Annotated in this window: 17 protein-coding genes and 3 rRNA genes; 19 read left to right on the top strand and 1 reads right to left on the bottom strand. The window is 74.5% G+C overall.

Features of this window, described 5'->3' with window-relative positions; all coding sequences use genetic code 11:
* The 6 genes from G446_RS0102685 to G446_RS15550 form a co-directional block, all read left to right on the top strand.
* Window positions 1-1,410, top strand: a 23S ribosomal RNA gene (locus G446_RS0102685); the annotation flags it as partial.
* A gap of 160 nt (window positions 1,411-1,570) precedes the next feature.
* Window positions 1,571-1,688: ribosomal RNA gene (gene rrf, locus G446_RS0102690) — 5S ribosomal RNA — on the top strand.
* Between the two features lie 255 nt (window positions 1,689-1,943).
* Complete coding sequence (locus tag G446_RS0102695) at window positions 1,944-3,329, top strand: ABC transporter substrate-binding protein (RefSeq protein ID WP_026408980.1); 1,386 nt, start codon at window positions 1,944-1,946, stop codon at window positions 3,327-3,329.
* Window positions 3,330-3,331: 2 nt separating this feature from the next.
* A complete protein-coding gene (locus tag G446_RS0102700; RefSeq protein WP_026408981.1) occupies window positions 3,332-4,201 on the top strand; it encodes a carbohydrate ABC transporter permease in 870 nt (289 codons plus the stop codon).
* Window positions 4,202-4,212: 11 nt separating this feature from the next.
* Window positions 4,213-5,022: a carbohydrate ABC transporter permease gene (locus G446_RS0102705; protein WP_026408982.1), complete on the top strand. Its 810-nt coding sequence runs from the start codon at window positions 4,213-4,215 to the stop codon at window positions 5,020-5,022.
* A 13-nt stretch (window positions 5,023-5,035) separates the two neighbouring features.
* On the top strand, window positions 5,036-6,253 hold the full coding sequence (locus tag G446_RS15550) for a glycoside hydrolase family 32 protein (RefSeq protein ID WP_051285593.1): 1,218 nt from the start codon (window positions 5,036-5,038) through the stop codon (window positions 6,251-6,253).
* Window positions 6,254-6,303: 50 nt separating this feature from the next.
* Here G446_RS15550 and G446_RS0102715 read toward each other — a convergent pair whose 3' ends face one another.
* The gene (locus G446_RS0102715) at window positions 6,304-7,359 is read right to left on the bottom strand and encodes a LacI family DNA-binding transcriptional regulator (protein WP_026408983.1); all 1,056 of its coding nucleotides are present in this window, start codon (window positions 7,357-7,359) and stop codon (window positions 6,304-6,306) included.
* Window positions 7,360-7,555: 196 nt separating this feature from the next.
* On the opposite strand from G446_RS0102715, the gene G446_RS0102720 reads away from it, so the two are divergent.
* From G446_RS0102720 to G446_RS0102790, 13 genes are all read left to right on the top strand, one after another.
* Window positions 7,556-8,869, top strand: a complete 1,314-nt coding sequence (locus G446_RS0102720; protein ID WP_084778909.1) for a threonine/serine exporter family protein — start codon at window positions 7,556-7,558, stop codon at window positions 8,867-8,869.
* Window positions 8,870-9,010: 141 nt separating this feature from the next.
* Window positions 9,011-9,128: ribosomal RNA gene (gene rrf, locus G446_RS0102730) — 5S ribosomal RNA — on the top strand.
* Window positions 9,129-9,275: 147 nt separating this feature from the next.
* Window positions 9,276-10,595, top strand: a complete 1,320-nt coding sequence (locus G446_RS21415; protein WP_342664140.1) for a hypothetical protein — start codon at window positions 9,276-9,278, stop codon at window positions 10,593-10,595.
* A gap of 3 nt (window positions 10,596-10,598) precedes the next feature.
* Window positions 10,599-11,690: an HAD-IIA family hydrolase gene (locus G446_RS0102745; protein ID WP_026408985.1), complete on the top strand. Its 1,092-nt coding sequence runs from the start codon at window positions 10,599-10,601 to the stop codon at window positions 11,688-11,690.
* A 2-nt stretch (window positions 11,691-11,692) separates the two neighbouring features.
* Window positions 11,693-11,890, top strand: coding sequence for a hypothetical protein (locus G446_RS0102750; RefSeq protein ID WP_026408986.1), 198 nt, complete (start codon window positions 11,693-11,695; stop codon window positions 11,888-11,890).
* 16 nt (window positions 11,891-11,906) lie between these two features.
* A complete protein-coding gene (locus G446_RS0102755) occupies window positions 11,907-12,776 on the top strand; it encodes a TlyA family RNA methyltransferase (protein ID WP_026408987.1) in 870 nt (289 codons plus the stop codon).
* A 38-nt stretch (window positions 12,777-12,814) separates the two neighbouring features.
* Complete coding sequence (locus tag G446_RS0102760; RefSeq protein ID WP_026408988.1) at window positions 12,815-13,690, top strand: NAD kinase; 876 nt, start codon at window positions 12,815-12,817, stop codon at window positions 13,688-13,690.
* On the top strand, window positions 13,687-15,477 hold the full coding sequence (gene recN, locus G446_RS0102765; protein ID WP_026408989.1) for a DNA repair protein RecN: 1,791 nt from the start codon (window positions 13,687-13,689) through the stop codon (window positions 15,475-15,477). The genes G446_RS0102760 and recN overlap by 4 nt, the downstream gene beginning before the upstream one ends.
* Window positions 15,474-16,700 (top strand): putative cytokinetic ring protein SteA, encoded by a 1,227-nt coding sequence (steA, locus tag G446_RS0102770; protein ID WP_026408990.1) that lies wholly within the window; start codon window positions 15,474-15,476, stop codon window positions 16,698-16,700. Before recN ends, steA begins: the two co-directional genes overlap by 4 nt.
* Before the next feature lie 18 nt (window positions 16,701-16,718).
* Window positions 16,719-17,648, top strand: a complete 930-nt coding sequence (locus G446_RS0102775; RefSeq protein ID WP_026408991.1) for a copper transporter — start codon at window positions 16,719-16,721, stop codon at window positions 17,646-17,648.
* Between the two features lie 40 nt (window positions 17,649-17,688).
* The gene (locus tag G446_RS0102780) at window positions 17,689-18,615 is read left to right on the top strand and encodes a hypothetical protein (protein ID WP_026408992.1); all 927 of its coding nucleotides are present in this window, start codon (window positions 17,689-17,691) and stop codon (window positions 18,613-18,615) included.
* Window positions 18,616-18,622: 7 nt separating this feature from the next.
* Entirely contained in the window at window positions 18,623-20,308 is a 1,686-nt protein-coding gene (gene murJ / locus G446_RS15560; protein ID WP_051285594.1) for a murein biosynthesis integral membrane protein MurJ, read from the top strand.
* Window positions 20,305-21,465, top strand: coding sequence for a glycosyltransferase family 4 protein (locus tag G446_RS0102790; RefSeq protein WP_026408993.1), 1,161 nt, complete (start codon window positions 20,305-20,307; stop codon window positions 21,463-21,465). Before murJ ends, G446_RS0102790 begins: the two co-directional genes overlap by 4 nt.
* Window positions 21,466-21,522 lie beyond the last annotated feature (57 nt).

The raw sequence follows: 21,522 nt of genomic DNA on the forward strand, positions 1-21,522 counted from the left end.
GGTGAGGCGCGATGGTGACCCGGCCCGGTGGGGCCGGGGAAGTAGGGTGATCCTGTGGCGCCGAGAAAAGCCTCGACGCGAGGGGCCGGTCCGCCCGTACCCCAAACCGACACAGGTGGTCGGGCAGAGCATGCCCAGGCGCACGGGCGAACCGTGGTGAAGGAACTCGGCAAAACGCCCCCGTAACTTCGGGAGAAGGGGGGCCCGAACCCTGAAACGGCTGGCCCGTTGGGGGGGAGGGGCGCAGAGGCCAGGGGGGAGCGACTGTTTACTAAAAACACAGGTCCGTGCGAAGCCGCAAGGCGATGTATACGGACTGACGCCTGCCCGGTGCTGGAAGGTCAAGAGGACCCGTCAGCCCCCCTTGCGGGGGTGAAGCGGTGAATTCAAGCCCCAGTGAACGGCGGTGGTAACTATAACCATCCTAAGGTAGCGAAATTCCTTGTCGGGTAAGTTCCGACCTGCACGAATGGCGTAACGACTCCCCCGCTGTCTCCACCACGGGCCCGGCGAAATTGCATTACGAGTAAAGATGCTCGTTGCGCGCAGAAGGACGGAAAGACCCCGGGACCTTCACTGCAGCTTGGTATTGGCGCCCGGTTCGGCTCGTGCAGGATAGGTGGGAGACTGTGAGGCCGCCGCGTCAGCGGTGCGCGGAGTCGTCGTTGAGATACCACTCCGGCCGTGTCGTGCGCCTGAACCTGGGCCCGTGATCCGGGTCAGGGACAGTGCCTGGCGGGTAGTTCAACTGGGGCGGTTGCCTCCCAAAGGGTAACGGAGGCGCTCAAGGGTCCCCTCAGCCTGGTCGGCAACCAGGTGTCGAGTGCAAGTGCACAAGGGGGCTTGACTGCGAGACCGACGGGTCGGGCAGGTGCGAAAGCAGGAACTAGTGATCCGGCGGCTCCGTGTGGACGGGCCGTCGCTCAACGGATAAAAGGTACCCCGGGGATAACAGGCTGATCCTGCCCAAGAGTCCATATCGACGGCATGGTTTGGCACCTCGATGTCGGCTCGTCGCATCCTGGGGCTGGAGCAGGTCCCAAGGGTTGGGCTGTTCGCCCATTAAAGCGGTACGCGAGCTGGGTTTAGAACGTCGTGAGACAGTTCGGTCCCTATCCTCTGCGCGCGCAGGAGACTTGAGGAGACCCGTCCCCAGTACGAGAGGACCGGGACGGACGGACCTCTGGTGCGCCAGTTGTCCCGCCAGGGGCACCGCTGGTTGGCCACGTCCGGGAAGGGTAACCGCTGAAGGCATCTAAGCGGGAAACCACCTCCAAGACCAGGTCCCCGCACAACCCCCCCGGGGGGTTGTGGAAGGCCCCCAGTGGACCACTGGGTCGATAGGCCGGAGGTGCAAGCCCGGCAACGGGCTCAGCCGACCGGTACTAATAGGCCGACACGAACCACACACCCACACGCCCACGCACACCCGCACCAGCGCCCGAGCGCGCCGGGGCGGGCGGCGAACCAGACCCCGCGTCCACTACGCAGCCCAGAACCAACCCACCCCACCCCCCCCACACGCGGGGGGGCCGGCCACCAGGGCCGCGCACCACAACCCCACCACCGTCCCGGCGGCCACAGCGGGCGGGGAAACGCCCGGACCCATACCGAACCCGGAAGCTAAGCCCCCCAGCGCCAATGGTACTGCCCCCACCAGGGAGCGGAAGAGTAGGACACCACCGGAACACACACCACCGGCCCGCGCGGGGCCGGCGCCCCAACCAGGCGCCCACCCCCACGCGGGCCAAACCCACACCCACACCCGCCGCACCCCACCGCCGCACGGGAGAAGAGACGCGGCGAAGGCGGCGAAGGGCGAGGAGACGCAGCGGAGCAAACCCCGCTGGCGGGCACCGACGAGTCCCGTCGGCTCCTTGACACCGATCACGCCACCGGCTACTCTGACCGAAACCTAAATCGAATTAGGTAGGAGGTCAACGATGACACAGCTCACCCGGCGCGGTCTGCTGGCCGGGGCGGTGGGGATAGGCTCCCTCGCCCTCCTCGGCAGCCAGTGGCCGCGCCTCACGGGCGCGGACATCCCCGGCAGGCACGACGACTCGCTGTCGATCGCGATCCTGGGGACGAACCAGGACGCCGCGGCGAGGCAGTCCCTCGTCGACGCGTTCACCGCCCGCCACCCCGACATCCCCGTCCGCCTCCAAGCCATCCAGGGGACGGACTGGGCCGATTTCTTCGCCAAGATCCTCACCATGGTGGCGGCCGGCACCCCGCCCGACGTGTGCGTCGTCGCCACGGAGGGGGCCCAGCTCTTCGCCGAGCGTCTGGCCGAGCCGCTGGACGAGTTCATCAAGCGCGACGCCGCCCAGGTGCAGGACTACTTCGACGACGTCCACCCCAGCCTCATCGAGGCCTTCATGTACAAGGGCTCCTTCTACCAGATGCCCATCGACTTCAACGCCGCGAACATGTACTTCAACACCGAGGCGATGCGGCGGGCCGGCGTCCCCTACCCGGCCGCGGACTGGACCCACCAGGACTTCCTGACAATGGCGCGTCAGATGCGCCAGGCGGCGGGCTCGGGCTTCGTGCCGTTCTACTGGACCAACCGCCTGTGGGGCGGGATCGTGCCGTGGCTCTACATCAACGACACCAGCTTCCTGACCGAGACCAAGTCCCCCGGCGGGGAGTGGCTGTGGGACCGCTTCTACCCCGACCACAAGGGCGCCTACTCCGGCGGCTTCCTGTGGGAGGGCTCCAACGCCTCCGACCCGAAGGTCGCCGAGTCCTTCGAGTTCGTGCGCGCCCTGGTGGAGGAGGGGCTGGGCACCAGCCCCGCCCAGGGCGGCGGCAACGAGCTCGTCGGCCAGTTCTCCGGCGGCTCCATTGGTATGACCCCCGCAGGGGGCTTCTGGGTCCAGGGACTGAGCGAGGCCGGCCTGACGCCTCAGGACTACGACGTCGCCTACTTCCCCAAGTGGCGCACCCAGCGGCACCAGTTCGGCGCCGCCGGATACGCGATCCTCAAAACGTCCGAGCGCAAGGACGAGGCCTGGGAGTGGGTGAAGTTCTGCACGTCGCGGGAGGGGATGCAGCTCGCCTTCCCGTCCCCCAACACCACGCCCACCCGCCGCTCGATGTGCAACGAGGCCCTGTACTCGCAGAAGGGCCCCGCCCACTGGAAGGTCTTCTACGACACCCTCGACCAGCTGCCCTGCGCGCCGATCCCGGCGCCGCCGCAGCAGGCCGCCGTCGAGACCGCTCTCATCAAGAACGTCCTCGGGGCCGTCACCGGCTCCGCCGCAGAACTCCCCGCGGCACTGGAGCGGCTGGACGAGGACCTCACCCGAGCCCTGGAGGCATGAACATGCAGCGCAAGCTTCTCATCGGACTGTTCCTGGCCCCCACCGTCATCGGACTGGGCCTGTTCACCTTCCTGCCGATCTTGGCCTCGGTCGTCCTGGCCTTCTTCTCGTGGGACATCATCACGCCCCCCAGATTCGTCGGCCTGGAGAACTTCGCCGATATCGCGGCCGACCCGACGATCCGGGTGTCGTTCCTCAACACCATCGGCTTCGTCGTCGTCGCCGTCACCCTGCAGCTCGCCGTCGCCCTCGTGCTCGCGGTGCTCGTCAACACCAGGATGCCCGGGCTCCTCAAGTCGTTCTTCCGCTCCGTGCTGTTCTTCCCGCTCGTCCTGTCGGCCGCGTCGGTGTCGATCATCATGGGCTACCTGTTCAACGAGAACTTCGGGCTGGTCAACCACGTCCTCAACCTGCTCGGCATGGCCGACGTCCCGTGGCTGACCTCGACGCACGGGGCGATGATCGTGGTCATCCTCGTGTACGTCTGGCAGAACTTCGGCTTCTCCTTCCTGCTGTTCCTGGGCGGCCTGTCCTCGATCCCCAAGGAGGTCTACGAGGCCGCGCAGGTCGACGGCGCCACGGGCTGGAAGCAGTTCTGGAGGATCACGTTCCCGCTGGTGAGCCCGACGACGCTGGTCGCCTCCGTCATGGCGATCATCTCGGCCCTGCAGATCTTCGACCAGCCCTACGTGCTCACCCGAGGCGGACCCGGCGACTCCACCCGGACCGCCGTCATGGTGATCTACGAGTCCGCGTTCAAGCAGCTCGAATTCGGCAGGGCCTCGGCCATCGGGATCGTCCTGACCGTTGTCATCATGCTGGTCACGGCGGTCCAGTTCCGCCTGTCCCGGCGCTTCGTCTTCTACGGCTGAGGAGTTCCGACATGAAGAAGGCAGCCACCTACGTCATCCTCGCCCTGGCCAGTCTGATCACCCTCGCCCCGGTGATCTGGACGGTCCTGTCGTCCATGCGGCCCCCCGCCGAGTCCCTGTCCGCCGACGGCTCATTCATCCCCAGCAGCCTCGACTTCTCCTCCTACCCGGCGGTGTTCAAGGAAGTCGACATGTGGATGCTCACCCTCAACTCGGTGCTCGTCACCGGAATCATCGCCGTCGGGCAGATGCTCTCCGCCGCCATGGCGGGCTACGTGTTCGCGCGATTCGAATTCCGGGGCAAGAACCTCCTGTTCGCCCTCATCCTGGCGACCATGATGGTCCCCATGCAGGTGACCATCGTGCCGGTCTTCATGCTCATCCGGGGCATGAACCTGGCCGACACCCTGCTCGCCCTCATCCTGCCCGCCATTCCGACGGCCTTCGGCACCTTCCTCATGCGCCAGTACTTCCTGGGCCTGCCCGCGGAGCTGGGGGAGGCGGCGGAAATCGACGGCGCCGGCCCGTGGCGGATCTTCGCGTCCATCTACGCGCCGCTGGCGATGCCGGGCATGGCCATCGTCGGGATCCTGGCGTTCAACTTCCACTGGAACGAGTTCTTCCGCCCGCTCATCATGACCATCAGCGAGCAGAACTTCACGCTGCCGCTGGGGCTGGTCTCCCTTCAGGGCAATATGGGCACCGGTTCGGTGGCCACCGTCCTGGCGGGCGTGGTACTTTCAATGATTCCGGCCTTCCTCGTGTTCGTCTTCGGGCAGCGGACGCTGCGCGAGGGCCTGACCGCCGGCTCGCACCGCTGAGAGGAGCAGCATTATGACCGCGCCCACCACCAGCTACCACCTGCGACCCCGCAGCGGGTGGCTCAACGACCCCAACGGCATGGCCCGCGTCGACGGCGTGTGGCACGTGTTCTTCCAGCACAACCCGCACGCCCCCGTGCACGATCGGATCGCCTGGGGCCACGCCACGAGCCGCGACCTGGCCCACTGGGAGCTCCAGCCGGTCGCCTTCTCGCCCTCACCGGGGGCGCCCGACGCCTTCGGCTGCTGGACGGGGGTGTTCGTCCCGGGTCACGACAGGCCCGCCGTCGTCTACTCGGGCATCGCCGACGACTCGCGCCAGTCGACGATCTGCCTGAGGTGGGGCAGTGCGGATCTGCGCGACTGGGGAGCGCCGATCGTCGTCGGGCGCACGCCCCGGCAGGACGGCATCGCCATTATGCGCGACCCCTTCGTCTTCGAGCACGACGGGCGCCGGTTGGCCGTCCTCGGGGTCGGCCTGGCCGACGGCGCGCCCGCCATCGCGCTGTTCGACCGCAGCGACGAGCTCTCCTGGCGCTACGAGGGGATCCTCCTCGCCGACGACCCGGTCCTCGCGGCGGTCGGCCGGGCGGACGTCTGGGAGTGCCCCCAGCTGTTCCCCCTCGACGGGCGCTGGGTGCTCATCGTGTCCCTGTACGACAGGGGGGTGCTCGGCGGCGTCGTCGCGGCCGTGGGCGACCTCGTCGACGAGGGCGGATCGCTGCGCTTCGCCGCCCGGAGCGCGCACGCGGTGGACGAGGGCGCGGACTTCTACTCCCCCCAGGTCGTGGCCGCCGCCGGACAGGCGCCGCTCCTCATGGGCTGGATCCGCCAGGACGGCCAGGACCCCCGGGTCCGCGACCACGCCGGCTGCCTCAGCCTGCCGCGCCGTCTGCGGCTGGTCGACGGCCTGGTGACCGGCGAGGTCGACCCGGGCGCCGCCTCCGCCCTGACGCCGGGGCCCGCCCGTCCGCTGCCGGCCGGGCGCACGAGCCTGGCCGACCGGCGCTGGGCGCTCGACGTCATCGGCCGGGGCGTCCGGCTCGATCACCCGGACCTGGGGGAGCACGACGTCGCCCCCGGCGACCGGGTCTGGGTCGACGGCTCGGTGCTCGAGCTCTACCGGGCCTCGGGCGTGCCCGCGACGTGGCGCCACGACGAGCCGTGGACGCTGCTGGTCCCGGCCGACGGCGCGGTCGAGGCCGGAGACGTCGTCCCCCGGGTCCCCTGAGGTCCGGCCCGGCGCGGTGGAGCGGGGACTCGACGGCGCGGCGGCGCGCATCAGCGCGGCCGCGCCGTCGAGTCGCGCACGACGAGTGGGCAGGGCAGGACCCGCTGGGGCGGATCGGGCCGCTCCCCCCGCGCGACGGCGAGCGCCAGCTCGACCGCCGTCTTCCCCATGAGGGCGTGCGGGAGGGCGACGGTGGTCAGCGGGGGGACCAGGCTCTCCGCCAGGGCCTCCTGGTCGTCGAAGCCGATGATCGACAGGTCCTCGGGGACGGACGCCCCGAGCCGGGCGGCGGCCAGCAGGGCCCCCGCGGCCACCCTGTCGCAGACGGCGAACAGCGCCGTCGGCCGGCGGGAGGGCGGGACGTCCAGGACCCGCATCGCCGCCGCGTGGCCGTCGTGGATCGACCAGCCGCGGCCCGCGTGCCGGGCCTCGACCCCCGCCTCGGCGGCGGCGGCGCGGAACGCCCGCCAGCGGATGGGTCCCGACACATTGCCGGAGTCGGCCTCCGGCAGCTCGGGGGAGTGGTGGCCGCCCAGCATGGCGACGCGGCGGTGCCCCAGATCGGCGAGGTGGCGCAGGGCGGCGGCGGCCCCGCCCGCGTCGTCGGGGCTGACCGAGGGCCGGTCCGGCCCGCGCGTCACGCAATTGGCCAGCACGAGGGGAACGCGGGAGGCGGGCGGCTCGTTCAGCCGCGTGAAGCCCATGGTGGCGTAGATGATGGCGTCGACCCGACGGCTCTCCAGGGCGGCGATGGCCTCGGCGGCGCGCTCGGTGCGGTGGCCGAGGTCCATCATGAGCAGGACGTGATCGGCGGCGTCGGCGGTCTCGGTGGCGGCGGCCAGGAGCCTGCCGCCGAAGGGGGAGGAGGCGAAGGCGTCGGTGACCAGGCCGATGGAGCTGGTGGAGTTGCGCCGCAGGCTCCGGGCGACGTAGTTCGGCCGGTAGTCCAGCTCCTCGGCGGCCTTGAGGACCCGGTCCCGGGTGGCTGACGAGATGTTCCCGGCGTCGCGTCCGTTGAGCACGAACGAGACGGCCGTCGTGGAGACTCCGGCCGCGGCGGCGACGTCGGCGGCGCGCACGCGCGCCCGTCCCTTCGAGCCCGTCATGGCCCCATGTCACCAGCCGCTTCGCGCCGTGTCAATCCGATGGCCCCGCCCCGGCGGACGGGGACGTGCCGAGGACCACGCGGGGCCCGGGGGCTTTCGCCCACGGCGGGGACGGCCGGTCGGCCACCATTGACCCGTGAGTGATTCCACAGTTCCTTATGACCCGACACGGCCCGAGCTCGACGCGGATCGCCTCATGCTTCAGTCCGCCGTCGTCCTGCGCCTGGGCTGTCTCATGCTCGCCTCGGGCGCGGGCTCCTACCGGGTGAAGTCCTCCATGGCGCGGGCCGCCTCCGCCGTCGGCCTCGACCGCCACGAGGCCACCGTCACCATGACCGAGATCGTGACCTCCTCCTACGTGGGGAACCGGTTCCGCACCGAGACGGCGGAGGTGCGCGGGGTCGGCGTCAACGTCGCGCGCCTGGAGGCCCTGCGCCGCATCGTCCACGACCTGCGCGCCCACGAGACCGTGGAGCACCTCCAGACCAAGCTCGACGAGGTGGAGCGCATGAGGGGGCTCTACGGGCCCCTGCTCAATGCGGCCGCCTCCGGCGTCGCCTGCGCGGGATTCTGCTTCCTGAACCGGGGCGGCTGGGTCGAGTGCCTGGCGGTGCTCGTCGCGGCCTTCATCGGGCAGGCGGTGCGCCGGCAGATGCTCACGCGGCGCTACCAGCACTTCTTCACCTGGCTGGTCTGCGGCGTGGCCGCCTCGGGCGTCTACATGAGCATCGTGGGCCTGCTCGAGGCCACGGGCGCGGTCGGCGGCAATCACGAGGGCGGGGTCATCTCGGCGATCCTGTTCCTGATCCCCGGGTTCCCCATGGTCACCGCCATGCTCGACCTGGTGCGCCAGGACTTCTCCAGCGCCCTGTCGCGGGCGGCCTACGTGCTCATGGTCATGGCCTCGGCGGGCGTGGCCGTGTGGACCGTGACCTTCATGTTCGACTGGCAGGTCGAGGCGACCAGCACCGCGGTCCCCACGGGCTGGGTCCTGCACGTCCTGCGCTGCTTGTGCTCCTTCGTCGCCGCCTACGGCTTCTCCATGCTCTTCAACGCCGGCGCGAAGGCGTCGGCGCTGGCCGCCGTCGTGGGCGCGCTGGCCAACACCGGACGGCTCGTCCTCATCGACGAGTTCCACGTGCCCTGGCAGCTCGCCGTGGGCCTGGCCGCCGTGACCATCGGCGTGCTCGCACAGCTGTTCGTCTCGCGCGCCTCGCTGTCGCGCGTGGCCCTGTCGGTGCCCGCCGTCGTCATCATGATCCCCGGCGTGCCCTTCTACCGGGCGATCTCCGCCCTCAACAACCGGGCCGTGGACGCCAATGTCGCCGTCGGGCAGGCCGCCGCCAACCTGGCCGAGGTCTTCTTCGTCATCACCGCCATCGGGGTCGGCCTGGCCATGGCCCGGATCCTCACCGACCACAACTGGCGCCACGACGTGTCCACCTCCGGCCACATCGTCCTGCCCGAGTCGCACGGCAGCGCCTCGGAGCCCCGCAGGCGCCGGGGCTGACGGGCGCCAACAGAGCGCGCCGGGGCGGGCGGCGAACCAGACCCCGCGTCCACTACGCAGCCCAGAACCAACCCACCCCACCCCCCCCCCACACGCGGGGGGGCCGGCCACCAGGGCCGCGCACCACAACCCCACCACCGTCCCGGCGGCCACAGCGGGCGGGGAAACGCCCGGACCCATACCGAACCCGGAAGCTAAGCCCCCCAGCGCCAATGGTACTGCCCCCACCAGGGAGCGGAAGAGTAGGACACCACCGGAACACACACCAACCAACCGGCCCCGCCACCCCGCACGAGGAGTAGCGGGGCCGCGGCGCTGGACCACCCCCCAGCCGGAACGCGATAGGCTTGGATCCGTATCGTCGGGCCGTTCACCCGCCCCCAACGACCAGGAAACGAGACACTACATGGCCCACAGCAGGCGCGAGCCGTCCCCCCGCCGCGGAGCATCGGGATCGGCCCGGCACGGCTTCGGACGTCCCGCCAGGGGACGCCGGGAGGATCGGGACTCCTTCGGCGAGCGCCGCTTCTCGCGCGACGACGGGCGAGGCCGGCCCCGCAGGGACGACGGCGATCGCCGTCGCACCGGGGAGGCGCGAGACGACCGACGCAGTTCCCGTGACGGGGCCCGCGCATGGCGCGATGATCCCCGCGGCTCCTTCGACGACCGCCGTCGCGGCTCCTTCGACGACCGCCGCAGAGCGGGCCGTCGCGACTTCGAGGACGGCGGCCGCCGCCCCTCCGGGCGCGACGGACGGCGCCGCGAATGGGACGAGGCGCGCGGCGAGCGGGACCGGAGCAGGGCGGACGCGGGACGAGGCCGGCGCGGCGGCGCCCAGCGCCGCGACTCCCGGCCGCCGCAGCGGGCCCGCGTCCCCGAGCCGCCGGTGCCCGAGGACGTCATGCCCCAGGATCTCGAGGCCTCCGCGCGACGCGAGCTGCGGGCCCTCGGACGCGCCAACGCCGAGAACGTCGCCCGTCACCTCATCATGCTGCAGCGCCTGCTCGATTCCGACCCCGAGCTGGCCCATCAGCACGCCCGCTACGCCGCCTCGCACGCCGGGCGCGTCGCCGTGGTCCGCGAGTCCGCGGGCATCGCCGCCTACCTGTCGGGCCATTACCAGGAGGCCCTGCGCGATATCCGTGCGGCCAGGCGGCTGTCGGGCCTGGACCTCCACCGGGCGATCGAGGCGGACTGCGAGCGCGCCCTGGGCAACCTGGACCGCGCGCTCAAGGCGGCCCAGGGGGCGGACCCCGCTCAGCTCGACGATCGGGAGGAGGCGGAGATCGCCATGGTGGTCTCCGGCGTCCGCCACGAGATGGGCCAGACCGAGCTCGGGCTCGTCGTCATCGAGGAGGCCATCCTCATGTTCCGCGGGGACCGCGAGACCCTGCGCCGCCTGCACTCGGTGCGCGCCGATCGGCTGGAGGAGCTCGGCCGCATCGAGGAGGCCGAGGCCGTGCGCGTGCGCATCGGCGAGGGGCCGCAGGAGGACGAGGAGGAGATCGAGGTCTACGACGTCGCGCAGGACGATGAGGAATCGGAGGAGCCGGGGGGACCGGAGGAGCCCGACGACGAAGAGTCCGGCGATCCCGTCGGCGCCGCCCACGATCCCGTCGGCGCCGCCGATCCCGGGGACCGGGCCGCGGACCCGGCCGACGACGCCGACGGTGTCGAGAACGCCGAGGATCCCCGGGCGACGCCCCCGGCGGATGAGGAGGAGTGAGACATGACCGAACCGATCGACGACTCCGCGCCGTCCACCCCGCTGCTGTCCAGCTCCCGGCCGCTGGCCCGGGCCTACGACGTCGCCCTGCTCGACCTCGACGGCGTCTGCTTCGCCGGCGAGGCGAGGATCCCGCACGCGGCCGAGGGCGCCAACGGCGCCCGGGCGCTGGGCATGGGCCTGTCCTTCATCACCAACAACGCCTCCCGGGCGCCGCAGACCGTCGTCGACAAGCTCGCCGCGAACGGCATCGAGGCCCTCGCCCGCGAGGTCTTCACCGCCGCCATGGACGCCGCCGCCCTCCTGCGCGAGCGCCTCGAGCCGGGCGCCCGGGTGCTCGTGGTCGGCGGGGACGGCGTGCGCCGGGCCCTGACGGACGAGGGCTTCACCGTCGTGGACAGCGCCGACCAGGACCCCGCCGCCGTCGTGCAGGGTTGGGACCCCGCGGTCGACTGGGCCATGATGAGCGAGGGCGCCTACGCGATTCGCGCGGGCGCGATCCACGTCGCCACCAACACCGACGCCACCCTGCCCACCGAGCGCGGCTTCGCCCTGGGCAACGGCAGCCTCGTGGCCGCCGTCGCCAACGCGACCGGTGAGGACTACCTCGCCGCGGGCAAGCCGTTCCCCGGCATCTACCGCCGCGCCCTGGAGCGCGCGGGGGGCGAGCGCCCGCTGGCCGTGGGCGACCGCCTCAACACCGACCACGTGGGGGCCCGCGCCGCCGGCATCGCCGGCCTGCACGTGCTCACCGGCGTCAGCTCCGCCCGCGACGTCCTCCTGGCCGCGCCCGAGGAGCGCCCCGGATTCCTCCACACCGACCTGCGCGGCCTGCTGGAGCCCCACCCGCGGGTGACCCGGGTCGCGGACGACGAGGGCCCCTGGTGGCGGGCCGGGGCCTGCCGCGCCCGGGTGGCCGGGACCGCCCTGGAGTGGGAGGAGGACGGCGCGCGCCGCCGTGCGCGGCCCGGCCGGCCGGTCGACGTCGCCCTGGACGCCTACCGGGCGCTGGCCTGCGCGGTCTGGGAGCGCCTCGACGCGGGGGGCGCCCCCGAGGTCCCCGAGCTGCGCGTCGTCGGCGCCCCGAGGAGCTGAGGGTGAGCGCCCGGCCCGCCCCGCCCGCGCCCCGCCCCGTCCCGGCCCCTCCCCGCGCCGGCGCCCCCGCCCGTCGGGCCCTGACGGACCACGCCGGGGACCTGGCGGCCATAGGCGATCTCGCCCTGGACGAGCGCGCCGCCGCCCTGGCCGACATCCACGAGGATCTCAGCGCGGCGCTGCGCGAGGCCGAGGACTGAGCGGCGCGCCGCCCCCATGGCACGTCTCATACGCATTGACTCCGAGCTGGTCCGCCGGGGCCTGGCGCGCTCGCGCGACCAGGCCGCCCGGCTCGTGACCGACGGGCGCGTCACACTCGACGGCGCCGTCGTCCTCAAGCCCGCCAGGCAGGTCGACCCGGCCCGGGCGATCGAGATCATCGACCCCGGAGGGGACGACTACGTCTCGCGCGGGGCGCACAAGCTCGCCGGCGCCCTGGACGCCCTGAGCGCCCGGGGGCTGGCGCCGCGGGTCGAGGGCCGCCGCTGCCTGGACGCCGGGGCCTCCACTGGGGGATTCACCGACGTCCTCCTGCGCCGCGGCGCCGAGCACGTCGTCGCCGTCGACGTCGGGTACGGCCAGCTGGCCTGGTCGCTGCGGTCCGACCCGCGGGTCACGGTCCTGGAGCGCACCAATGCGCGCACCCTCGCGCCCGAGGCGGTCGCCCCCGCCCCGGGGCTCGTCGTGGGCGACCTGTCCTTCATCTCCCTGACCCTGGTGCTGCCCGCCCTCGTGCGGGCGGCCGCGCCCGACGCCGACCTGCTGCTCATGGTCAAGCCGCAGTTCGAGGTCGGCAGGCGGCGGCTGGGACGCGGGGGCGTGGTGAGGGACCCCGAGCTGCACGTCGAGACCGTGCTGGAGGTCGCGGCCGCGGCCCACGGGCTGGGCCTGGGCGTCGACGCCGTCACCGCCTCCCCGCTGCCCGGGCCCGCCGGCAACGTCGAGTACTTTGTCTCCATGCACGCCGCTCGCGCCCACGGCCCCGGGGACCTGACCGGCCCCGGGCTGGAGGACGAGGCGCGCCGTGCCGTTGCCGAGGGCCCGGCCGGATCGCCCGGCGCGGGCAGAGGGGGGAGACGCCCGTGACCGACCCCGACGCCGCCATCCGCCCGATACGGCGCGTCATGGTCCTCCAACGCGATCTCAACGACAAGCCCGTCCCGCCGCACCGCAAGGCCGCGCCCACGGCCCTGGCCGTCGCGCGCGCCGAGGCGGCCCTGCGCGCCCACGGCGTCGAGCCCGTCGGCCCCGGCGGGGACGACGGCGTCGACTTCGTCCTCGTCCTGGGCGGCGACGGCACCATCCTGCGGGCCTGCGAGATCGCCCGCGAGCACGACGTGCCGCTGGTCGGCGTCAACACCGGGCACGTGGGCTTCCTCGCCGAGGCCGACCCGGAGGCCGTCGAGCAGGTCGTCGCCGATGTCGTCGCCGGGCGCTACTGCGTGGAGACGCGAATGACCCTCGACATCGCGGTCGAGACCCCCGAGGGCGCCGTCACCCGCGACTGGGCGCTCAACGAGGCCGCCCTGGAGAAGCGCGACCGGGCCCGGATGCTGGAGGTCGCCATCGGCGTCGACGGGCAGGCCGTGTCCTCCTTCGGCTGCGACGGGCTGGTGGTGTCCACGCCCACCGGCTCGACCGCCTACGCCTTCTCCGGCGGCGGCCCCGTCATCTGGCCGGAGGTCGAGGCGATCCTGCTCGTGCCGCTGGCCGCGCACGCCCTGTTCACCCGGCCCCTCGTCGTGGGCCCCGACTCCTGCCTGGAGGTCGTGGTCCAGCGCACCGGCTTCGGCGGCGCCGAGATCTGGTGCGACGGGCGCCGCTGCCTCGACGTGCCCACGGGCAGCCGGATCCGGGTGACGCGCGCCCCGCGCCCGGTGCGCCTGGCCAGGCTCAACGACGCCCCCTTCTCGACCCGGCTGGTGCGCAAATTCGATCTGCCCGTCGAGGGCTGGCGGGCCGAGACGGCGGGGACGGGCGGCGCGGAGGGGCGTTCGTGATCGAGTCGCTGCACATCGAGGACCTGGGCGTCATCGAGGAGGCGGACCTGGTCCTGTCCCCGGGGCTGACCGCCCTGACCGGCGAGACCGGGGCCGGCAAGACCATGGTGCTGACCTCGCTCGGCCTGCTGCTGGGGCAGCGCGCCGAGTCCACGATCGTGCGCACGGGGGCCGAGCGCGCCCTCGTCGAGGGGGTCTTCACCCTCGACGGCGACTCCCCCGCCATCCGGCGCGCCGCCGAGGCCGGGGCCGAGCTGGAGGACGATGAGCTCATCGTCTCGCGCACCGTGCCGGCCTCCGGGCGCTCGCGCGCCCACCTGGGCGGGCGGGCGGTCCCCTCCGCCGTCCTGTCCGAGGTCGGCGCCCACCTGGTGTCGGTCCACGGACAGGGGGACCAGTTCAGGCTCCGCTCGACCTCGGCCCAGCGGCGCGCCCTGGACTGCCTGGGCGGGCGCGAGCACGCCGCGCTGTGCCGCCGCTACGCCGAGGCCTACCGCGCCCGCCAGGCCGCCGCCGAGGCCCTGGAGGAGTGGCGGACCGGCGCGCGGGCCCGTCGCGCCGAGGCGACCCGGCTGCGCTCCCGGCTTGCCGCCGTCGAGCGGCTCGACCCCGGTCCCGGCGAGGACGCGCGCCTGGCCGCCGAGGCGGCCCGGCTCGAGCGCGCCGAGGACCTGCGCCGCGCCGCCTCGGCGGCCCGGGCGGCCCTGGCCGGCGACGAGGAGGCCGTCGTCTCGCAGGCCCCGGACGTCCTGGCCCTCGTCGCCGCGGCCGAGCGCGCCCTGGCCCCCGTCCACGACGTCGACCCGGTCCTGTCCACCCTGGCCCGGCGCATGCGGCGGCTGGCCATCGACTCGGCCGATATCGCCGCCGAGCTGGGGGAGTACCTGGACTCCCTCGACGCCGACCCGGAGCGCCTGGCCCGGGTCCAGGACCGGCGCGCCGCCCTGACCCGGGTGCTGCGCGAGGTCGGCGACGGGGAGCGGCTCGAGGACGTCGACGCGCTCCTGGCCCTGCGCGCCCGCATCGCCGAGCGCCTGGCCGAGCTCGACGGCCCGCAAGACGCCTCGGAGGCCCTGACCGGGGCCCTGGCCGAGGCCGATGAGCGCCTCGACCGCTGCGCCGCCGAGCTCTCCGCCGCCCGCCGGGCCCTGGGGGAGCGGCTCGAGGCGGCGGTGACCGGCGAGCTGGAGGGCCTGCAGATGAGGGGCGCTCGCCTGAGCGTCGCGTTCGAGCCGCTCGCCGAGGCCGGCCCGACCGGCGCCGAGACGGTGACCCTCCTGCTGACCGCCCACCCCGGCGCGCCGGCCCTGCCCCTGGGCAAGGGGGTCTCGGGGGGCGAGCTCAGCCGCATCGTGCTCGCCCTGGAAGTGGTCCTCGCCGAGGCCGGGGAGCACGAGCGCGAGGCCGCCGGGACCCGGCGGACCCTCGTCTTCGACGAGGTCGACTCCGGGGTCGGCGGCCGCGCCGCCCTGGAGGTCGGACGACGACTCGCCCGGCTGGCCCGGAGCACGCAGGTGGTGGTCGTCACCCACCTGGCCCAGGTGGCGGCCTGGGCCGCCACCCAGCTCGTCGTCCTCAAGGAGCAGGCGCCGGCCGGGGACGGGGCGGGCGGCGGCGCCGGGCCCGGTCCGGCGGGCCGAACCCGCACCCGGGTCGCCGCCGTCGAGGGGGCGGAGCGGGAGAAGGAGCTCGCCCGCATGCTCTCGGGCCACGAGGACTCCGACGCCGCCCTGAGGCATGCCGCTGAACTCCTGGAGGAGGCCGCCGTGGCACAATCCCAGGCGTGAGGAACCCCTTCCGCAAGCCCTCCGCCCCGGAACCGGGCCGGCCCGTCGGCGTGGTCCGGGTCGACGCGCGCACCAAGAAGCTCGCCAAGCGCCTCAGGGCCGGCGAGTTCGCCGTCATCGACCACTCCGACCTGGACCGCGTCGCCGCCGAGTCCCTCGTCGAGTGCCGGCCCGCCGCCGTCCTCAACGCCGCCCCCTCGATCTCCGGGCGCTACCCGAACCTGGGCCCCGGCATCCTGATAGAGGCGGGAATCCCCCTCATCGACGATCTGGGCCCCGATGTCATGCGCCTCAAGGAGGGCCAGCGCGTCGTGCTGGACCTGGCCGAGGACTCCCCGGACCGCGGCTCCGTCCGCCCGGTCGGGTCCGATGAGATCCTGGCGCAGGGAACCGTCCAGACCGCGGCGAGCGTGGCGGCCGCCATGGAGGAGGCCAAGGCGGGGCTGGCGGTCCAGCTCGAGGCCTTCGCCGCGAACACGATGGAGTACATGCGCGGCGAGCGCGACCTGCTGCTCAACGGCGTGGGCATGCCCGACGTGCGCACGGACATGAACGGGCGGCACGTGCTCATCGTCGTGCGCGGCTACTCCTACAAGGAGGACCTGCGGGCCCTCAAGCCCTACATCCGGGAGTACAAGCCCGTCATCATCGGGGTCGACGGCGGCGCCGACGCCGTCCTCGAGGCCGGTTTCAAGCCCCATATGATCGTGGGCGACATGGACTCCGTCTCCGACAGGGCCCTGGGCTGCGGCGCCGAGGTCATCGTCCACGCCTACCGCGACGGGCGGGCGCCCGGGCTCAAGCGCGTGGAGGACCTGGGGGTCGAGCACCTCGTCTTCGCCGCCACGGGCACCAGCGAGGACGTCGCCATGCTGCTGGCCGACGCCGCCGGGGCCGAGCTCATCGTCGCCCTGGGCACCCACGCGACCCTCCTGGAGTTCCTCGACAAGGGGCGCGCCGGCATGTCCTCGACCTTCCTCACCCGTCTGAAGGTGGGCGGGCGCCTCATCGACGCCAAGGGGGTCTCCCGGCTGTACCGCACCCGCATATCGGGCTGGCACCTGGTGGCCCTGGCCCTGGCCGGGCTCATCGCCCTGTTCGTCGCCCTGGCGGCCACCCCGGCGGGCCGGACCCTCCTGGGGCTGTCGGGCGCCATGTGGGACGACGTCATCAATTTCTTCCGCTCCGTCCTCGGACTGGCTCCGAAGACGCCCTCCGTCTGAGCAGGTAAAGGCACCACCATGATCGACTTCCGCTACCACCTGGTCTCGCTCATCTCCGTGTTCCTGGCCCTCGCCGTCGGCGTGGTCCTGGGCGCCGGCCCGCTGCAGAACTCCCTGGGGACGGCCCTCAACGACCAGGTCACCTCGCTGCGGGCGGACCGCAACGAGACCAAGACCCGGCTGGAGCAGACCGAGGCGGCCGTCAACGACCGCGACGACTACATCGCGGCCGCCGCCAGCGCCTACCTGCCCGGCGCCCTGACGGGGCGCAAGACCGTCCTCGTCGTGCTGCCCGAGGCCCAGGGCGGCGACATCGACCTGGTCACCTCCCAGCTCCAGACGGCGGGCGCCACCATCGTCGGCCGCGTCTCCCTGACGACGGTGTGGGCCGACGCCGCCCGCGAGACCTTCCGCTCGACCTACTCCGGCCAGTTCGCCGGCTACCTGGGCGGCGCCGCCTCCAACGACACCAACGCGGTCCTCGGCCAGGGCCTGGCCACCGCCCTGACCACGAGCGGCCAGAACGCCACCGCGCTGTCCGACCTGCTGACCGCCTCCGACACGCCCCTGATGACCATTGACGCCGCGCCCACCGGCCCCGCCGACTCCCTGGTCGTCATCGGCCCGCGCACGACCGTCGTCCCCGGGACCGCGCCCAGCCCCGCGCCGACCGAGGGCACGACCCCGGCCGCGTGGAACTCCGCCCTGGGCGGCGCGGCCTCCGTCAGCCCGACCGTGGTCCTGGGGGCCGCCGACGTGTCCACCGACCTCGTCGCCCAGCTGCGCACCTCCAAGACCGCGGTCACCACCGTCGACTCCGTCGGCCAGGTCGCCGCCGCCGTCTCCGTGCCCCTGGCCCTGGTCGCCACGATCGGGGGCGCGCGCGGGGCCTACGGCTTCGACGACGGCGCGGACGCGGTCATGCCCCCGGCGCCGGGCCGGGGCTAGCGGCGGGGCCCTCCGCGCACCGGCCCGATAGGCTGACCCCATGTCGCCCCACGCACCCCAAGCCCGTCCGCACCGCCCGGAGGGCGCCGTCTCCACCGCCCTCGCCGCCCTGGGAACCACCCTGTCCTGGTCGCAGGGGATCGCCAAGTTCGACGCCGTCGCCCGGCGCCTGGAGCGCGTGAACTTCCGCGGGCGCACCGTGAGCCTGCGCGGGGGGGTGGGCGTGGCCGCAGGCGCGGTCGCCGCGAGCGCGCAGCTCGGCCGGGCCCTGGGCGCTGGCGCCGGGACGCGCCCGGCCGTGGCCGCCGTCGCGGCCACCGGCGCGGCCGGGGCCGCCGGGCTCATCGACGACCTGGACGCCGGGGCCCACGACGGCCAGACCCCCGCCAAGGGCCTCAAGGGGCACCTGAGCGCCCTGGCCCGCGGGCGCGTGACCACCGGCGCGGTCAAGATCGCCGTCATCGGGTCGGGGGCCCTGGTGGCTGGCGTCCTGCTCGCCCGGCACCGCGCCGCCGCCGCCCCGCTGCGCCGACCTGCGGCCACGGCCCTGGACGCCGTCGTGAGCGCGGTCACCATCGCCTCGTGGGCCGACGTCCACAACCTCCTCGACCTGCGTCCGGGCCGGGCCCTGAAGGCCGCCGCCCTGCTGACCGCGCCCCTCCTGGCCGACCGGCGCCGTGCCGCGGCCGCGTCGCGGGCCCTGGCCGCCGGCTGCCTGGGCGCGGCGGCCGCCGCCCTGCCGGGCGACCTCATGGAGGAGACCATGCTCGGGGACACCGGCGCCAACGCCCTGGGCGCGCTCGCGGGCACCGCGCTGGCCGCCCACCCCGCCCGGCCGGTGCGCGTCGCGGCCGCCGCCGCCGGCACCGGCCTGGTCCTGGCCAGCGAGAGGGTCTCCTTCACCCGGGTCATCGCCCGCACCCCCGCCCTGGCGGCGCTCGACGCCGTCGGGCGCGGCGAGGCCTGAGGCGGCGATGGGCGCGGCCTCGCAGGGCGCCGGGTCGGCGGGCGGCCGGTCCCGGTCCCGGGGCGGGGGCGTTCTCGCCGCGGCGGGCGGGGTCGCCGGACTGACCCTGGCGTCGCGCGCGCTGGGCTTCGTGCGCTGGCTCGTCCAGGCCTCGACGGTGGGCGCGGGCACGGTCGCCGGGGCCTACGCGACCGCCAACCAGGTTCCCAACGTCCTGTACGAGGTGGTCGTCGGGGGGGCGCTGGCGGCCACCGTCGTCCCGCTGCTGTCCTCGGCGGCGGGCGCGGGCAGGCGCGAGGACGCCGGGCGCATCGCCTCCGGCCTGCTCGGTCCGGTGCTGGCGGTCCTGGTCCCCGCGGGCCTGGCCCTGGCCCTCCTGGCCGGCCCCGTGGCCTCGCTCTTCCCCGTCTCCCAGGGGGCGGATCCGGCCCTTCAGCACGGGCTCGTCGCCTCCTTCCTGCGCATGTTCGCCCTCCAGGTGCCCCTGTACGGGGTGGGCGTGGTCCTCACCGGGGTCCTCCAGGCGCACGGCCGCTTCACCTGGCCGGCCCTGACCCCCGTCGCCTCCAGTCTCGTGGTCATGGCCGCCTACGCCGTCTACGGGCGCATGAGCGCCGGCGGGTCGCAGGAGCCCTCGGCCGCGGCGCTGCGGGTCCTGGGCTGGGGGACGACGCTGGGGGTGGCGGCCCTGAGCCTGCCCCTGATCCGGCCCGCCCGCCGGCTGGGCCTGCGCATCCGGCCGACCCTGCGCCTGGAGCGCTCCGTCGCCACGCGGGCGCTGCGCCTGGGCGGGGCCGGCCTGTGGACGCTGCTGGCCCAGCAGGCGAGCGTGCTGGCGGTCCTCGTGCTGGCGCGCGCCGGCGGGCGGGCGGGGACGGTCGCCGTCTACCAGTACACGCAGGCCGTCTACGTCCTGCCCTACGCGGTGCTGGCGGTTCCGGTGGCCACGGTCCTCTTCCCGCGCCTGTCCGCCGCCTTCGCCGCCGACGACGCCGGCGGGGGGGCCAGGGGGCTGGCGGCGACGTCCACGGCCCTGGTGTGCGCGGTCGCCGTCGCCGGGGCCGGGGCGCTCGTGGCCGTGAGCGGGGGGGCGGAGCGGCTCTTCGGTCTGCTGACCGATGTCACCGGCATGGGGGCGGCCCTGGTGGCCATGGCGCCGGGCCTGGTGGGCTACGCCCTCATCTACCAGGTCACCCGGGTCCTGTTCGCCGCGGACCGCGCCCGGGGCGCGGCCCTGGCCACCGCCGCCGGCTGGCTGGCCGTCGTCGGGGCCTCGGCCCTGATGGTGCGCGCCCTGGCGCCCGCCGGGGGGGACGGGGCGGCCACCCTCCTGGCGCTGGGGCTGGGGCAGAGCGCGGGCATGACGGTGGCGGGGGCGGGCCTGCTGGCCGTCCTGGCGGCCTCGCTGGGGCGGGGGGTGCTCGCGCCGGTGGCGCGCGCGGCCGGGGTCGCCGTGCCCGTCGCCGCCGTCGGCGGGGCCGCGGTGCGCTCGGTGGCGCTCGCGGCGGGCGGGGCCGCGCCCGCGCTGGCGTGCTCGCTGCTCGGGGCCCTGGCCGTGGCCGGGCTTGTCCTGGCCGCCGTGATCGCCGCGGACCGGTCCCTGCTGCGCGCGCTGCGCGGGACGGGTCCGGCCCCGGGCGGGGGCGCGGATGCGCCGGCGCCCCGCCCCGCCGGCACCCGGGAGGGCCGATGAGCCCCGGGCCGGGCGCCGGGGCCGCCCGCGGGCGCGACGGGGGGCGGTGCCTGCGGGTGCTCGAGGTGTGCGGCTCCGCCGCCGGGGGCGTGCGCAGCCACGTCCTGGAGTGTGCCCGCCTCCTGGCCGCCGACCGCCACGACGTCGTCCTGCTGGCCCCGGAGCAGGTCCTGGCGGGCGCCGACGCGGGCGGGGCGCGCACCGGGGTCCTGCGCATCGGCGCCCGGCCCAGTCCCGGGGACGCGGGCGTCCTGGCCCGCCTGCGCCGGCTGGGGCGGCGGGCCGACGTCGTCCACGCCCACGGCCTGCGGGCCGGGGCCCTGGCCGCGCTGGCCCTGGGCGGGCGCAGGCCCGGCCGGGCGCGCCTGGTGGTCACCGAGCACAACCTGCCCGTCGGGGGGCGGCTGACCGTCGCCGTGGGGGAGCGTCTGGCCGCCGTCATTGCCGGGCGGGCCGATCACGTCCTGGTCGTCAGCCCCGACCTGGCCCGCCGCGCCCGCGAGCGCGGCGCGCAGCACGTCGAGCTCGCCGTCGTGCCGACCCCGCCGCGCTCGACCGACGGCCTGGCCCCGCCGGCCTCGTCCATCGAGTCGGCCTGGCGCGGGGGTCGCGCGCGCGTGCTGACCGTGGCCAGGCTGGCCCCGCAGAAGGGGCTGGATCTGCTGCTGGACGCGGCCGCGCTGCTGACCGACCGGCTGGAGGAGGACGGGCGGGGCCCGCTGACCTGGGCCGTGGCCGGCGAGGGGCCCGAGCGCGGCGCCCTGGAGGAGCGCATCGGCGCCCGGGGTCTGCCCGTGCGCCTGCTGGGGCGCCGCGAGGACGTTCCGGCGCTGCTGGGGGCGGCCGACGTCGTGGTCCAGACCAGCCTGTGGGAGGGTCAGCCGATCGTCGTGCAGGAGGCCCTGCGGGCGGGGGCTGCGGTCGTGGCCACCGATGTGGGCGGCACGGCGCAGACGGCGCGGGGCGGGGCGGTGCTCGTCGAGCCGCGCGCCGAGGCGCTGGCCGGGGCCGTGGCCGCCCTCCTGGGCGACCCGGGGGCGCTGGCCGGGGCCCGGCACCGCTCCGCCGAGGCCGGGGCGCGGCTGCCCGACGAGGGGGATCTGCGCGACCAGCTGCGCCGGGTCGTGGCCGCGCCGGGCCCCGGCGCGGCGCGGTGAGGTCGCCCGGGGGCGCGCACCGGCGCTAGGGTGGCGTTCCGTGATGAGCACGTACGG

The organism is Actinomyces dentalis DSM 19115 (assembly GCF_000429225.1).
In the GTDB taxonomy this organism is placed as follows: Bacteria; Actinomycetota; Actinomycetes; order Actinomycetales; family Actinomycetaceae; genus Actinomyces; species Actinomyces dentalis.

Excerpts from the sequence above, each read along its gene's own strand:
- G446_RS0102705 (WP_026408982.1), top strand. The coding sequence starts at position 4,213 with ATGAAGAAGGCAGCCACCTACGTCATCCTCGCCCTGGCCAGTCTGATC.
- G446_RS15550 (WP_051285593.1), top strand. The coding sequence starts at position 5,036 with ATGACCGCGCCCACCACCAGCTACCACCTGCGACCCCGCAGCGGGTGG.
- G446_RS0102760 (WP_026408988.1), top strand. The coding sequence starts at position 12,815 with ATGGTCCTCCAACGCGATCTCAACGACAAGCCCGTCCCGCCGCACCGC.
- G446_RS21415 (WP_342664140.1), top strand. The coding sequence starts at position 9,276 with ATGGCCCACAGCAGGCGCGAGCCGTCCCCCCGCCGCGGAGCATCGGGA.
- G446_RS0102700 (WP_026408981.1), top strand. The coding sequence starts at position 3,332 with ATGCAGCGCAAGCTTCTCATCGGACTGTTCCTGGCCCCCACCGTCATC.
- murJ (WP_051285594.1), top strand. The coding sequence starts at position 18,623 with ATGGGCGCGGCCTCGCAGGGCGCCGGGTCGGCGGGCGGCCGGTCCCGG.
- G446_RS0102695 (WP_026408980.1), top strand. The coding sequence starts at position 1,944 with ATGACACAGCTCACCCGGCGCGGTCTGCTGGCCGGGGCGGTGGGGATA.
- G446_RS0102715 (WP_026408983.1), bottom strand. The coding sequence starts at position 7,359 with ATGACGGGCTCGAAGGGACGGGCGCGCGTGCGCGCCGCCGACGTCGCC.
- G446_RS0102790 (WP_026408993.1), top strand. The coding sequence starts at position 20,305 with ATGAGCCCCGGGCCGGGCGCCGGGGCCGCCCGCGGGCGCGACGGGGGG.
- G446_RS0102745 (WP_026408985.1), top strand. The coding sequence starts at position 10,599 with ATGACCGAACCGATCGACGACTCCGCGCCGTCCACCCCGCTGCTGTCC.
- G446_RS0102755 (WP_026408987.1), top strand. The coding sequence starts at position 11,907 with ATGGCACGTCTCATACGCATTGACTCCGAGCTGGTCCGCCGGGGCCTG.
- G446_RS0102775 (WP_026408991.1), top strand. The coding sequence starts at position 16,719 with ATGATCGACTTCCGCTACCACCTGGTCTCGCTCATCTCCGTGTTCCTG.
- G446_RS0102780 (WP_026408992.1), top strand. The coding sequence starts at position 17,689 with ATGTCGCCCCACGCACCCCAAGCCCGTCCGCACCGCCCGGAGGGCGCC.
- G446_RS0102720 (WP_084778909.1), top strand. The coding sequence starts at position 7,556 with ATGCTTCAGTCCGCCGTCGTCCTGCGCCTGGGCTGTCTCATGCTCGCC.